Source organism: Prodigiosinella aquatilis, assembly GCA_030388725.1.
GTDB lineage: Bacteria > Pseudomonadota > Gammaproteobacteria > Enterobacterales > Enterobacteriaceae > Prodigiosinella > Prodigiosinella aquatilis.
The window spans coordinates 1,510,020-1,523,683 of sequence record CP128857.1 but is presented as its reverse complement, the minus strand read 5'-3'; the positions used below and the strand labels follow the sequence as shown (position 1 = coordinate 1,523,683).

Annotated in this window: 13 protein-coding genes; 12 read left to right on the top strand and 1 reads right to left on the bottom strand. The window is 47.8% G+C overall.

All coding sequences use genetic code 11. The features are described 5' to 3' along the window. Nucleotides 1–3: 3 nt before the first annotated feature. The 5 genes from lnt (at nucleotide 4) to PCO85_07110 (ending at nucleotide 5,089) form a co-directional block, all read left to right on the top strand. Nucleotides 4–1,533, top strand: a complete 1,530-nt coding sequence (gene lnt, locus PCO85_07130) for an apolipoprotein N-acyltransferase (GenBank protein ID WJV55182.1) — start codon at nucleotides 4–6, stop codon at nucleotides 1,531–1,533. A 360-nt stretch (nucleotides 1,534–1,893) separates the two neighbouring features. Then, nucleotides 1,894–2,787, top strand: coding sequence for an amino acid ABC transporter substrate-binding protein (locus tag PCO85_07125; protein ID WJV55181.1), 894 nt, complete (start codon nucleotides 1,894–1,896; stop codon nucleotides 2,785–2,787). Between the two features lie 159 nt (nucleotides 2,788–2,946). Then, on the top strand, nucleotides 2,947–3,687 hold the full coding sequence (locus tag PCO85_07120; protein WJV55180.1) for an amino acid ABC transporter permease: 741 nt from the start codon (nucleotides 2,947–2,949) through the stop codon (nucleotides 3,685–3,687). Between the two features lie 2 nt (nucleotides 3,688–3,689). After that, nucleotides 3,690–4,364, top strand: a complete 675-nt coding sequence (gene gltK, locus PCO85_07115) for a glutamate/aspartate ABC transporter permease GltK (GenBank protein WJV55179.1) — start codon at nucleotides 3,690–3,692, stop codon at nucleotides 4,362–4,364. Further along, nucleotides 4,364–5,089 carry an amino acid ABC transporter ATP-binding protein gene (locus PCO85_07110; GenBank protein ID WJV55178.1) on the top strand — a complete coding sequence of 242 codons (726 nt, stop codon included), beginning with the start codon at nucleotides 4,364–4,366 and terminating at the stop codon, nucleotides 5,087–5,089. Before gltK ends, PCO85_07110 begins: the two co-directional genes overlap by 1 nt. Before the next feature lie 54 nt (nucleotides 5,090–5,143). On the opposite strand, the gene PCO85_07105 is transcribed toward PCO85_07110, so the two are convergent. Next, nucleotides 5,144–5,626, bottom strand: a complete 483-nt coding sequence (locus PCO85_07105) for a zinc ribbon-containing protein (GenBank protein WJV55177.1) — start codon at nucleotides 5,624–5,626, stop codon at nucleotides 5,144–5,146. A 308-nt stretch (nucleotides 5,627–5,934) separates the two neighbouring features. Here PCO85_07105 and leuS point away from each other — a divergent pair, with 308 nt between their 5' ends. The 7 genes from leuS (at nucleotide 5,935) to mrdA (ending at nucleotide 13,658) form a co-directional block, all read left to right on the top strand. Then, nucleotides 5,935–8,517, top strand: coding sequence for a leucine--tRNA ligase (gene leuS, locus PCO85_07100; GenBank protein WJV55176.1), 2,583 nt, complete (start codon nucleotides 5,935–5,937; stop codon nucleotides 8,515–8,517). Between the two features lie 10 nt (nucleotides 8,518–8,527). Continuing rightward, entirely contained in the window at nucleotides 8,528–9,085 is a 558-nt protein-coding gene (gene lptE, locus PCO85_07095) for an LPS assembly lipoprotein LptE (GenBank protein ID WJV55175.1), read from the top strand. Beyond that, nucleotides 9,082–10,116 carry a DNA polymerase III subunit delta gene (gene holA / locus PCO85_07090; protein WJV55174.1) on the top strand — a complete coding sequence of 345 codons (1,035 nt, stop codon included), beginning with the start codon at nucleotides 9,082–9,084 and terminating at the stop codon, nucleotides 10,114–10,116. Before lptE ends, holA begins: the two co-directional genes overlap by 4 nt. A gap of 1 nt (nucleotide 10,117) precedes the next feature. Beyond that, complete coding sequence (gene nadD, locus PCO85_07085) at nucleotides 10,118–10,777, top strand: nicotinate-nucleotide adenylyltransferase (protein WJV55173.1); 660 nt, start codon at nucleotides 10,118–10,120, stop codon at nucleotides 10,775–10,777. Between the two features lie 150 nt (nucleotides 10,778–10,927). Next, nucleotides 10,928–11,245 carry a ribosome silencing factor gene (rsfS, locus tag PCO85_07080; protein WJV55172.1) on the top strand — a complete coding sequence of 106 codons (318 nt, stop codon included), beginning with the start codon at nucleotides 10,928–10,930 and terminating at the stop codon, nucleotides 11,243–11,245. A 1-nt stretch (nucleotide 11,246) separates the two neighbouring features. Next, nucleotides 11,247–11,717 (top strand): 23S rRNA (pseudouridine(1915)-N(3))-methyltransferase RlmH, encoded by a 471-nt coding sequence (rlmH, locus tag PCO85_07075; protein WJV55171.1) that lies wholly within the window; start codon nucleotides 11,247–11,249, stop codon nucleotides 11,715–11,717. A 36-nt stretch (nucleotides 11,718–11,753) separates the two neighbouring features. Then, nucleotides 11,754–13,658 (top strand): peptidoglycan DD-transpeptidase MrdA, encoded by a 1,905-nt coding sequence (mrdA, locus tag PCO85_07070; protein ID WJV55170.1) that lies wholly within the window; start codon nucleotides 11,754–11,756, stop codon nucleotides 13,656–13,658. Nucleotides 13,659–13,664 lie beyond the last annotated feature (6 nt).

The window sequence follows — 13,664 nt, the reverse complement described above, 5'->3', positions numbered from 1 at the left end:
GTCATGGCTGTAACCTCCTTATTACAACGCCAGCAGGTTCGTATACTGCTGGCGATTTTATTCGGTGCCTGCGGCACACTGGCATTTTCACCTTTTGACATCTGGCCAGCGGCGATTATTTCTCTTATGGGATTACAGGGACTGACGCTCAATCGCACTGTGCGTCAGTCATCCTTGATCGGCTTTTACTGGGGAGTAGGACTATTTGGCAGTGGGATTCACTGGGTATATGTCAGTATTGCCGACTTCGGCGGCATGCCTGGACCGGTAAACGTTGGCCTCGTTGTTTTGCTGGTGCTCTATCTGTCGCTGTACCCGATGCTGTTTTCAGGTATATTGACTCGATTATGGCCGAAAACCACCTGGTGGCGAGTGGCTATAGCCGCGCCGGTTATCTGGCAACTAACCGAATATCTACGCGGCTGGGTACTGACGGGCTTCCCCTGGCTACAGTTTGGCTACAGCCAGATCGATGGTCCGTTAAAAGGTATTGCCCCCATTATGGGTGTGGATACCATTACGTTTATGCTGATGATGATCAGTGGTCTGTGGGTACAGGCACTGAGTCAACGTCGCTGGAAACCTGCGTTGATTGCCGTTGCTCTATTTATTTTGGCCTGGCCATTACGCTCATTGCAATGGTTTCAACTTCAACCAGAACGAAGCGTCGACATGGCTTTGGTTCAAGGTGATATTCCACAAGAAATAAAGTGGAACCCTGATGAATTGCTGAACACGCTGAAAATCTATCTGGATAATAGTTTGCCCTATATGGGCAAAGCCCCCATCATCGTTTGGCCAGAGTCAGCCATTCCCGACGTTGAAGTCCGACAAAACAGGTATCTGACACTACTTGACAATGTGCTACGCGAACGCCATAGCAGCCTGATTACCGGCATCGTCGATGCTCGCCGGGTGGGGAATAGCACTAAGTACTACAACAGCATTATCGTGCTCGGTGACGAGAAACCTTATCATTACCCTACCAGTAATCGTTACAACAAAAGCCACTTGGTTCCTTTTGGGGAGTTTGTTCCATTAGAAAAATTGCTACGTCCACTGGCGCCTTTTTTTGACTTGCCAATGTCATCTTTCAGCCGAGGAAACTATATACAGCCGCAACTAGTCGTTAATGGCTACAGACTCACCTCCACCATTTGTTATGAGGTGATTCTTGGTCAACAAGTGCGGGATAATTTCCGTGAAAACACCGATATGTTACTGACTGTCTCCAACGATGCCTGGTTTGGTCACTCAATCGGACCTTGGCAGCATTTCCAGATGGCTCGGATGCGGGCACTGGAACTTGGCCGGCCATTGGTACGAAGCACCAATAACGGAATTACTGCCGTTATCGATCCTTATGGTGAAATCAGTGCCTCCCTGCCGCAGTTTACACGGGCGGTTCTTGAAACCCGCGTGACACCCGCTACCGGTATGACCCCTTATGCTCGCTTCGGTTCATGGCCTTTGTGGATCCTGAACCTGTTATTCGGCTTCAGCGCACTCATTTATAGCCTGCGCAGGCGCTAAACTTCACGGCCTTCCATCCATTCTGGGCATGGCTGTAAACATGCCCAGCGTCTTTTCCTGGCATATTAATTGCTTGTATTTACTCGAAATGGCTAATTTCATGTTTTTTGTAGATTTCTAAATTGGATTAGCACACATTCAGGGCATCTCACGCACTAAATGTGTGCATAAGAGTCTTTTTGCAGTGTTTTGGTGCGGCATGCCTCTCAAAAAACAAACATTTCCGTTTCAATATATTCACAATCCGCTATTTTTTAACAGTACAATGTTTTTTTCGCTCTTTAGCGGTGCACACTTTTTGTATCGCTTAAGATCAAATTATCATTTAATGGCTTAGCACCACAGCAAAGGAGTTAGAACATGCAACTGCGTAAACTGGCACTCTCACTACTTCTGATTGGTACCGCGAGTAGTCTGGCTCATGCAGATGACCTAACTGGCACCCTGAAGAAAGTGAAAGACAATGGTGTTATCGTTATTGGCCACCGTGAATCATCTGTGCCATTTTCTTACTATGATAACCAGCAGAAAGTTATCGGTTATTCTCAGGCGTACTCCAATAAAATTGTTGAAGCAGTCAAAAAGAAAATAGGTGCACCTAATCTTCAAGTAAAACTTATTCCTATTACTTCTCAAAACCGTATTCCATTATTGCAAAACGGGACATTCGATTTGGAATGTGGCTCTACAACCAATAACCTGGAACGCCAGAAACAAGTTGATTTCTCCGATACTATTTTCATTATAGGTACGCGTCTGCTAACCAATCGAAATTCAGGTATTAAAGATTTTCCTGATTTAGCGGGTAAAGCCGTTGTGGTAACAGCCGGTACTACTTCTGAAATTCTGCTGAATAAGCTCAATGACGAGAAGCATATGAAAATGCGCATCATCAGTGCCAAAGATCATGGCGACTCTTTCCGTACCCTGGAAAGCGGACGTGCTGTAGCTTTTATGATGGATGATGCCTTGTTGGCCGGTGAACGCGCCAAGTCAAAAAAACCTGACCAGTGGGTAATTGTTGGTACGCCACAGTCACAGGAAGCCTATGGCTGTATGCTGCGTAAAGATGATCCCCAGTTCAAGAAACTGGTCGATGACACTATTGCTCAAATTCAAACCTCTGGTGAAGCAGAAAAATGGTTTGATCGTTGGTTCAAACAGCCAATTCCACCTAAAGGTCTGAACATGAACTTCACGCTGTCAGATCAAATGAAAGCATTATTCAAGGCACCGAACGACAAAGCGTTGTAAACGAATTAATAATGAAAATAAGAGCAGTTTTTTCTGCTTTATGATTGCTGATTCGTGGCAAGACAGACAGGCACAGGGTGGTCGTTCCCCACCCTGTGTTCATCGCCACTCATCAATCTTCAGGGTAGCTTCGCTACCCTTTTTTTACCGGAGTCTGTTATGTCAATAGATTGGAACTGGGGTATTTTCCTGCAAGCCGCCCCGTTCGGGAATACTACTTATCTCGGGTGGATTATTTCTGGCCTTGAGGTCACGGTGGCCCTCTCCTTATGTGCCTGGGTCATCGCATTTATACTGGGGTCGCTCTTCGGTATTCTACGTACCGTACCTAATCGGTTTATTGCCAGTATCGGTACCTGTTATGTTGAACTTTTCCGTAATGTCCCACTAATTGTACAATTTTTCAGTTGGTACCTGGTTGTGCCGGAGTTGTTGCCTTCCAGTATTGGTACCTGGTTTAAAGCTGAGTTAGATCCCAACATTCAGTTTTTTGTATCTTCCATGCTTTGCCTCGGCATGTTTACTGCGGCTCGTGTTTGTGAACAGGTACGTGCGGGCATTCAGTCTTTGCCGAGTGGACAAAAAGCAGCAGGACTGGCGATTGGACTGACGCTCACACAAACCTACCGTTATGTGTTACTGCCGAACGCCTATCGAATCATTGTACCGCCGCTGACATCTGAAATGCTCAACCTGGTCAAAAACTCAGCCATCGCGTCTACTATCGGTCTGGCCGAATTAGCCTCGCAAGCCGGGAGATTGCTCGATTATTCTGCCCACGCCTATGAGTCTTTCACCGCCATTACACTAGCTTACATCGGCATCAACGCCATTATCATGCTTATCATGCAAGTGGTTGAAAGAAAAACCCGTTTGCCAGGTAATATGGGGAGCAAATAAGTATGTATGATTTTGACTGGAGCTCAATCGTACCGGGTCTCCCTTACTTGTTACAAGGGCTGGGAATCACGTTCAGAATTACCATTACGGCCATAGTTTTCGGCATTATTTGGGGAACGGTTCTGGCAGTGATGCGCCTATCACCACTTAAACCCGTAAGCTGGTTTGCCAAACTTTATGTGAACCTGTTTCGTTCAGTACCGTTAGTGATGGTGCTGTTATGGTTCTATCTGATCGTGCCTAATTTATTACAAAATATGTTTGACCTTTCACCGAAAACTGACATTCGGTTGGTATCCGCTATAGTGGCCTTCTCATTGTTTGAAGCAGCCTATTATTCGGAAATTATCCGTGCGGGTATTCAAAGTATATCCCGCGGTCAATCCTCGGCAGCCTTGGCGCTGGGAATGACACATTGGCAATCCATGAAGCTGGTCATTCTGCCACAAGCGTTTCGCGCCATGGTTCCATTATTGCTGACGCAAGGTATAGTCCTGTTCCAGGACACCTCGCTGGTGTATGTACTCAGCCTGGCTGATTTCTTTCGCACCGCGTCCACTATCGGTGAGCGCGACGGAACTCAGGTTGAGATGATTTTGTTTGCCGGATTTGTTTATTTTATTATCAGCATTGCTGCATCGATGCTGGTCAATTACCTGAAGAAAAGGACGGTTTGATGATTTTCCTGAAAAATATTTCTAAATGGTATGGTCACTTTCAGGTTCTTACCGACTGTTCCACAGAAGTAAAAAAAGGTGAGGTAGTCGTCGTTTGCGGGCCGTCTGGCTCCGGAAAATCGACACTAATCAAAACCGTTAATGGCCTGGAACCGATCCAACGAGGGCAGATTGAAGTTAACGGTATTATTGTTAATGACAAACGGACCAATCTGGCTCAGTTACGTTCAAAAGTGGGGATGGTATTTCAGCATTTTGAACTGTTTCCTCATCTTTCCATTATCGATAACCTCACACTCGCGCAGATTAAAGTGCTCAAACGCCAGAGTGAGCCAGCACGCGAAAAGGCACTGAAATTACTGGATCGTGTTGGGTTATCCGCACATGCCAATAAATATCCTGGCCAGTTATCCGGTGGTCAGCAGCAGCGTGTGGCCATTGCCCGAGCCCTGTGCATGGACCCGATAGCCATGTTGTTTGATGAACCAACCTCAGCACTGGATCCTGAAATGATCAATGAAGTGCTGGATGTCATGGTTGAACTGGCGCAGGAAGGGATGACCATGATGGTCGTCACTCACGAAATGGGCTTTGCTCGTAAAGTGGCACACCGAGTCATTTTCATGGATGAGGGCAGAATCATTGAGGATACGCGTAAGGATGACTTCTTTAGTAATCCTCAATCCGAGCGAGCCAAAGATTTTCTGGCGAAAATACTACATTAAGCCTTCCAGCGAGAGTGTCATCGACACCCTCGCTGTCTCTTCATGGACAGAAACTCAGGGTTGGAAAGGCTGCCGATGAAACTGATTGTGAGAACACTTAGGACAAAGTGGCAACACTTCCGGGGTATAAAACGCAATATGATGATGACACTTCTCACAAACCAGATTGCCTAACCCAACGACTTCACCACTATTATAGATACCATGGTGGTTGACATCTTTGAAAATTTCCCGCCATTCAAGCTGGGTTTTATCTGTGATATCCGCCAGTTCCTGCCATAGACTTTCTTTAATCACCCGCATAAATACACTATCAGTAACCGCCTCCTGATTTTCTTCATAGCTACGGGCAAACTCTTCCAGATCACGCCGTATCGCCTGCATCACCAGTTCAATTTCTTTCTGCGTCAGCTCATTGCTTTCCTGTAACATCTTCCTGGCATTAGACACCAGGCTATCCAAATCCCGCTCACCATTCTTCAAGTGTTCGGACACTGAAGACATCAGCTCACGGTAATAGTGGGCGACTTTGTTCATAGTAACTCCTTAGCGATTCTGGTGAATAAAACGGTTGCCGAGAGCGAATATCCACCACCAGGGGGTAACCTGCACTGATGAACCAATAAGCTATCTTTTCATTTTAGATCATTTCCTCTCCACAACCGGGAGCCGTACCCAAATATGAACAAATTTACAGCGTTCATACCCATCAATGCATAAATCTGCGCCTGACTGACTCAGGGTGTTGTTGCTCCACTCGCTTATCAGCTATGCTATGCGGATCTTTTGATTGAAACAAACATGCTACTGGCGTAGCTATTATCACCATAGGACCCCTGGCAGCCATGCAAGAGCAATACCGCCCAGAAGAAATAGAAGCGCACGTCCAGCTTCACTGGCAAGAGAAGCAGACGTTTAAAGTGACCGAAGAACCCGGCAAGGAAAAATATTACTGTCTTTCCATGCTACCTTATCCTTCTGGCCGTCTACATATGGGACACGTTCGTAATTACACCATTGGCGATGTGATCTCCCGTTATCAACGCATGTTGGGGAAAAATGTTCTACAGCCTATTGGCTGGGATGCATTTGGTTTGCCCGCGGAAGGCGCAGCGGTAAAGAACAACACCGCCCCCGCCCCCTGGACCTACGCCAATATTGAATATATGAAGAACCAGCTGAAACTGCTGGGTTTTGGCTATGATTGGAACCGTGAACTCGCTACCTGCCAACCTGATTACTATCGTTGGGAACAATGGTTTTTCACCAAACTGTACGAAAAAGGCCTGGTTTATAAGAAAACCTCCGCAGTAAACTGGTGCCCGAACGACCAGACGGTACTGGCCAACGAGCAGGTTATTGATGGTTGCTGCTGGCGCTGTGACACCAAGGTCGAGCGTAAAGAGATTCCACAGTGGTTCATAAAAATCACTGCCTACGCGGACCAACTGTTAAACGATCTGGATACGCTGGAAAGCTGGCCGGAACAGGTCAAAACCATGCAACGTAACTGGATTGGCCGTTCTGAAGGTGTGGAGATCACCTTTGATGTGGCTGGCAGCGACCAGAAACTGACCGTTTATACTACTCGCCCGGATACCTTTATGGGTGTCACTTATGTGGCTGTGGCTGCGGGTCATCCGTTAGCCTCACAGGCTGCAGAGCATAATCCGGCACTACGGGATTTCATTGCCGAATGCCGTAATACCAAAGTTGCCGAAGCTGACATGGCGACGATGGAGAAAAAAGGTGTCGCTACCGGTCTATTTGCTATTCATCCGTTATCCGGGGAAAAAGTCCCGGTATGGGTGGCTAACTTTGTACTAATGGAATACGGTACTGGCGCAGTGATGGCCGTTCCAGGACATGACCAACGTGACTGGGAATTTGCCACTAAATACCACCTGTCGATTAAACCCGTGATTCTGGTGTCTGATGGAAGCACACCGGACCTTTCTGACCAGGCAATGACTGAAAAGGGTCGTCTGGTCAATTCTGGCGAGTTTGATGGTCTGGCGTTCGACGCTGCTTTTAACGCCATTGCCGACAAACTGGTCGAGTTGGGTGTTGGCCAACGAAAAGTGAATTATCGTCTGCGTGATTGGGGTGTATCTCGTCAGCGTTACTGGGGTGCCCCCATCCCGATGATCACACTGGAAGATGGCACTGTCATTCCAGCCCCTGCGGATCAGTTACCGATAATACTGCCGGAAGATGTGGTGATGGACGGGATTACCAGTCCAATTAAAGCCGACCCCAATTGGGCAAAAACCACCGTTAATGGCCAACCAGCACTGCGTGAAACTGATACTTTCGATACGTTTATGGAGTCATCCTGGTACTACGCACGTTATACCTGTCCGCAATATGATCAGGGTATGCTTGATCCGGCGGCGGCCAATTACTGGTTGCCAGTCGATCAGTATGTCGGCGGTATTGAACATGCCATCATGCACCTGATGTATTTCCGCTTCTTCCATAAACTGATGCGTGATGCTGGCATGGTGAACTCTGATGAACCGGCCAAACGGCTGCTATGTCAGGGTATGGTACTGGCTGATGCCTTCTATTACATTGGCAAGAATGGTGAACGTATCTGGATATCACCCGCCGACGTTACCATAGAGCGTGACGAGAAAGGACGCATTGTTAAAGCGTTTGATACCGAAGGTCGTGAGCTGGTGTATGCCGGTATGAGTAAAATGTCGAAATCGAAAAATAACGGCATTGATCCTCAGACCATGGTAGAGAAATACGGTGCCGACACCGTACGCCTATTTATGATGTTTGCCTCCCCGGCAGAAATGACGCTGGAGTGGCAAGAATCTGGTGTAGAAGGCGCTAATCGTTTCCTGAAACGTGTCTGGAAACAAGTCTTTGATCACACAGGGAAAGGGGCCACACTACCTTTGGATATTGCTTCGATTACCGAAGATCAGAAATCCTTGCGTCGAGACCTGCATAAAACCATCGCCAAAGTTACCGATGACATTGGCCGTCGGCAAACCTTTAACACCGCTATCGCTGCTATTATGGAACTGATGAATAAACTGGCCCGCGCACCGCAGGAAAGTATTCAGGACCGTGCCCTGACGCAGGAAGTGTTACAGGCAGTAGTTCGTATGCTTTACCCATTCACACCACACATCTGCTTTACACTGTGGCAGGCGTTGCATGGTGAAGGTGATATTGATAAAGCCCCATGGCCGATAGCTGATGAACAGGCTATGGTGGAAAACTCCAAACTGGTTGTGGTTCAGGTCAATGGGAAAGTACGTGGCAGAATCACCGTAGCGGCAGAGGCTACTGAACAACAGGTACGCGATCGCGCCGCACAGGAACCACTGGTGGCGAAATATCTGGACGGCGTCACTGTTCGTAAAGTGATTTATGTTCCGGGCAAACTGCTTAACCTGGTTGTGGGTTAAGGGAGGTACAGTGCGACACCCACTATTAACGTTGTTGCTGGGGCTAGTGGTCTTGGTTACCGCTGGTTGCGGATTTCATCTTCGCGGTACGACCCAGGTACCGTCACAGTTACATGACCTGATCCTGGATACGGGCGACCCCTATGGCCCGGTATCTCGCGCCATCCGGGAACAATTGCGTCTCAATAATATTAATATTATTGAGAATGCGAGCCGTCAGGACGTACCCTCTCTACGTATTATTGGAGAATCTTCGACACGTAGTGCTGTTTCTGTTTTCCAGGATGGTAAAGCCGCCGAATACCAATGGGTTATGGAATTAAAGGCGCAGGTTCTGATACCCGGGGATGACATCTATCCGCTCAATGTCAGAGTGTTTAGTACTTTCTTTGATAACTCCCTTGCCGCGTTGGCAAAAGATGCGGAACAAGACATTATCCTTCAGGAAATGCGTGACCGGGCTGCACAGAAGTTGGTCCGTGAGCTTTTGACCATCAAAGGGAAACAGGAAATGAAAAACAAGCAGAAGGATAAGATCATCACACCATCTACGCCAGCTCATTCATGATCCGTATCTATCCTGAACAACTTGCCGCCCAACTCCGCGAAGGGTTGCGCGGCTGTTATCTGACTTTTGGCAATGAGCCGCTTTTATTGCAAGAAAGCCTGGACAACATTCGTGCTGTTGCCCAACAGCAGGCTTTTCATGAACATTTCAGTTTTACGCTGGATAACAATACCGATTGGGATGCTATTTTTTCTACCTGCCAGTCCCTCAGTCTATTTGCTTCCCGGCAGACATTGTTATTAGTCTTACCGGAAAATGGTCCCAGCGCATCAATGAATGAACAGTTGGTGAGGCTGTCTGAACTCTTACACCCTGACATATTGCTGATGCTCAGGGGAAACCGGTTGACAAAATCTCAGGAAAACAGCGTCTGGTTTAAAACATTATCGCAAAACAGTGTTTACATCCCGTGTATGACACCAGAGCAAGAGCAATTGCCACGTTGGGTTGCGCAGCGCGCCAAAACCATGAAGCTGGAGCTTGATGCCCCCGCCAGTCAATTAATCTGTTATTACTATGAAGGGAATCTGTTGGCACTGGTACAGGCATTAGAACGTCTTTCCCTGCTTTATCCTGACGGAAAACTGACACTGCCACGGATGGAACACACTGTAGATGATGCCGCACATTTCACACCATACCATTGGCTCGATGCACTACTTGGCGGGAAAAGCAAACGCGCCTGGCATATTTTGCAGCAATTGCGTCAGGAAGAGTGTGAACCGGTTATTTTATTACGTACTGTGCAGCGGGAGCTGCTGCTGCTGCTGACACTAAAACGCCAAATGAGCGCCACGCCATTACGTGCACTACTCGATCAACATAAGGTTTGGCAAAACCGTCGGGCATTGCTTACACAAGCGCTACAGCGTTTATCTTTACTTCAGCTACAACAGGCGATAGGTTTACTGGCTAAGTTGGAAATTACACTGAAACAGAATTACGGGCAATCTGTCTGGTCCGAACTGGAAACATTAGCAATGATCCTGTGCGGCAAAGCATTACCCACAAGCCTGCTTGAGGTTTACTAGTTTGTCGAGATTTACACCTAGACCACCGTTAACAGCTTATTTCGGTGGCACATTTGATCCCATCCATTATGGTCATCTACGCCCGGTAACTGCGCTTGCTACCCAGGTAGGATTACAACGCATTACGCTACTGCCGAATAATGTTCCACCACATCGTGAACAACCCGAAGCCAGCGCACTCCAACGCAAACAGATGGTCGAACTGGCGATAAAAGATAATCCGCTGTTTAACGTTGATGCTCGGGAATTACAACGCGAGACACCTTCTTATACCATCGATACCCTCAAAGAACTGCGACAAGAAAAAGGGCCAGACGCCCCACTGGCGTTTATCATCGGCCAGGATTCACTGTCTACACTACATCACTGGCACCGCTGGCAAGACATTCTTGGACAGTGTCATCTGCTGGTTTGCGCTCGCCCCGGTTACAAACAGCAACTCTCTTCACCGGAAATGCAGCGCTGGTTGGAAGCCCACCATACCTGCGATCCACAGCACCTACACCAAATTCCCAATGGATTGATATATCTGGCTGATACACCATTGCAACCTATCTCTGCCACCGAGATACGTCAACGACGTCAGCAAGGACTCGATTGCCATGACCTGCTTCCCCCCACCGTGCTGAATTATATTGACACATACCACTTATACCGATAGTGACGGCTTTATATCACTCACCCTAAGTGCGTGATATACTCCGCCGCTGGTTTCAACCACAGGTCCTGTGGTGGTTACGCGGGTATTCAAACTGATGCCACGCAATCCCAGTCAGGCTTCAGTTGATTAACAGTAACCCAGGGGGAACCTTTGCAAAACCAAGCACTCCAAGACTTCGTTATCAATAAAATCGATGATTTGAAAGGTCAGGATATTATTGCGCTGGATGTTCAGGGCAAATCCAGTATTACTGATTGCATGATCATTTGTACTGGCACGTCCAGTCGCCACGTCATGTCCATTGCTGACTATGTAGTACAGCAATCCCGTTCTGCCGGCTTGATCCCTCTGGGTATTGAAGGAGAGAACGTTGCTGACTGGGTGGTAGTTGACCTGGGCGACGTGATGGTGCATGTCATGCAGGAAGAGAGTCGCCACCTGTACGAACTGGAAAAGCTCTGGGGTTAGTATGAAACTGCAACTGGTCGCCGTCGGTACTAAAATGCCAGACTGGGTGCAAGCCGGATTTACTGATTACCTGCGCCGTTTCCCTAAAGATATGCCGCTCGAACTGGTAGAAATTCCAGCCGGGAAACGGGGTAAAAATGCAGATATCAAACGTATTCTGGAACGAGAAGGCGAGCAAATGCTTGCTGCTGTGGGTAAAGGTAACCGTATTGTGACGCTCGATATCCCAGGGGCACCATGGGAAACGCCTTATCTGGCGCAACAGTTAGAGCGCTGGAAACAGGATGGCCGGGATGTCAGTCTGTTAATCGGTGGGCCTGAAGGATTATCTCCTGAATGCAAGGCGGCGGCGGAACAAAGTTGGTCATTGTCACCGTTAACGTTACCCCATCCGCTGGTGCGGGTACTGGTTGCTGAAAGCCTGTACCGCGCCTGGAGCATTACCACTAATCACCCTTACCACCGGGAGTAAGGCGATATGATGAACTACGTTAAGTAAAATCGCCGGATGAAAATAGAACATAACCCTTTCCGTGATTATACCGCTGAAGCAGCTCTGTTTGTTCGTCGCGCATTTGTGGCGTTTTTAGGCATTGTGCTACTTACCGGTATTCTCATCGCCAATCTTTATCATCTGCAAATTTCACGTTTTGACGATTATCGTACCCGTTCCAATGAAAACCGCATAAAACTGGTCCCTATCGCACCCAGTCGTGGCATCATATATGATCGCAATGGCATCCCTCTGGCACTCAATCGCACAATCTATCAGCTAGAGCTGGTCCCAGAAAAAGTCACCAATGTCGATGCCACACTGAACGCACTGAAGCCTATCGTTAATCTGACAGATGAAGATATCGATAACTTCAAAAAAGAGCGTAAACACTCACGCCGTTTTGCCTCCATACCTTTAAAAACCGACCTGAATGAAATTCAGGTGGCACGTTTCTCGGTGAATCAATATCGTTTTCCCGGTGTTGAGGTGAAAGGATATCAACACCGCTACTACCCTTATGGTTCCGCACTGACTCACGTTCTCGGTTATGTTTCAAAAATTAACGATAAAGACCTTGAACGACTGGATAAAGAAGGCAAACTGGCCGACTATGCCGCGACCCACGACATTGGTAAGCTGGGCATTGAACATTATTATGAAACGCAGCTGCACGGAAAACCCGGCTACGAAGAAGTAGAAGTTAACAATCGGGGACGGGTCATCAGGCAACTGCATGAGCAACCACCGCAAGCGGGAAAAGACATCTACCTGACGATTGACCTGAATCTGCAGACTTATATCGAAAAACTACTGGTGGGAAGCCGAGCAGCAGTAATTGTTACTGATCCGCGGGACGGTAGCATATTGGCGATGGTATCCACGCCCAGTTATGACCCGAATCCATTTGTGGATGGCATTTCCAGTAAAAATTACCGCGCCTTACTCGATAACCCCGACCGGCCCTTGATTAACCGAGCCACTCAAGGCGTGTATCCTCCAGCCTCCACCGTAAAACCCTATATTGCGGTTTCAGCTCTGAGTGCCGGTGTTATTACGCCCTATACGTCCTTGTTTGACCCTGGTTGGTGGCAATTGCCAGGATCCGAGAAACGTTTCCGAGACTGGAAACGATGGGGTCATGGCCGGCTGAATCTGACCAAGGCACTGGAGGAATCCGCTGATACCTTCTTTTATCAAGTCGCTTATGATATGGGGATTGATCGCCTGTCCGAATGGATGACCAAGTTTGGTTACGGCCAATATACCGGTATTGATATATCCGAGGAACGCGCAGGCACCATGCCGACACGCGCCTGGAAATTGAAACGATACAAAAAACCCTGGTATCAGGGTGATACCATACCGGTGGGGATTGGTCAGGGTTACTGGACAGCGACGCCGATCCAGATGATGAAAGCACTGATGACCCTGATTAATGATGGACAGGTGAAAACCCCGCATCTGTTGGGCAGTATCAGGGAAAATGGCGTATTAGTCCCTTACCGTCAAACCACCCATCAGCAAATTGGCGATATCCACTCCGGTTACTGGGAAATCGCCAAAGATGGCATGTATGGCGTAGCAAACCGCCCCAACGGGACGGCATATAAAAATTTTGCCAACTCTTCTTATAAGATCGCGGCTAAATCAGGGACTGCACAGGTATTCGGACTAAAAGCGAACGAAACCTATAACGCACATAAAATTTCAGAACGATTACGCGATCATAAGCTGATGGTCGCTTTTGCACCTTATAATAATCCCAGAATCGCGGTATCTGTCGTTCTGGAAAATGGCGGTGCAGGCGCGTCTGTAGGGACTATCACGCGCCAGATTCTCGACCATATTATGTTAGGTGATAACAATACAATACTACCGGATGCGCCCCCCTCGCCACCCGGCAGTGAAACCGAGTAAGAGATA

What these genes read in the sequence shown, in the direction of transcription:
- leuS (WJV55176.1), top strand. Translation starts at nt 5,935, where the DNA reads ATGCAAGAGCAATACCGCCCAGAAGAAATAGAAGCGCACGTCCAGCTT.
- lnt (WJV55182.1), top strand. Translation starts at nt 4, where the DNA reads ATGGCTGTAACCTCCTTATTACAACGCCAGCAGGTTCGTATACTGCTG.
- PCO85_07120 (WJV55180.1), top strand. Translation starts at nt 2,947, where the DNA reads ATGTCAATAGATTGGAACTGGGGTATTTTCCTGCAAGCCGCCCCGTTC.
- PCO85_07105 (WJV55177.1), bottom strand. Translation starts at nt 5,626, where the DNA reads ATGAACAAAGTCGCCCACTATTACCGTGAGCTGATGTCTTCAGTGTCC.
- holA (WJV55174.1), top strand. Translation starts at nt 9,082, where the DNA reads ATGATCCGTATCTATCCTGAACAACTTGCCGCCCAACTCCGCGAAGGG.
- mrdA (WJV55170.1), top strand. Translation starts at nt 11,754, where the DNA reads ATGAAAATAGAACATAACCCTTTCCGTGATTATACCGCTGAAGCAGCT.
- gltK (WJV55179.1), top strand. Translation starts at nt 3,690, where the DNA reads ATGTATGATTTTGACTGGAGCTCAATCGTACCGGGTCTCCCTTACTTG.
- PCO85_07110 (WJV55178.1), top strand. Translation starts at nt 4,364, where the DNA reads ATGATTTTCCTGAAAAATATTTCTAAATGGTATGGTCACTTTCAGGTT.
- PCO85_07125 (WJV55181.1), top strand. Translation starts at nt 1,894, where the DNA reads ATGCAACTGCGTAAACTGGCACTCTCACTACTTCTGATTGGTACCGCG.
- rlmH (WJV55171.1), top strand. Translation starts at nt 11,247, where the DNA reads ATGAAACTGCAACTGGTCGCCGTCGGTACTAAAATGCCAGACTGGGTG.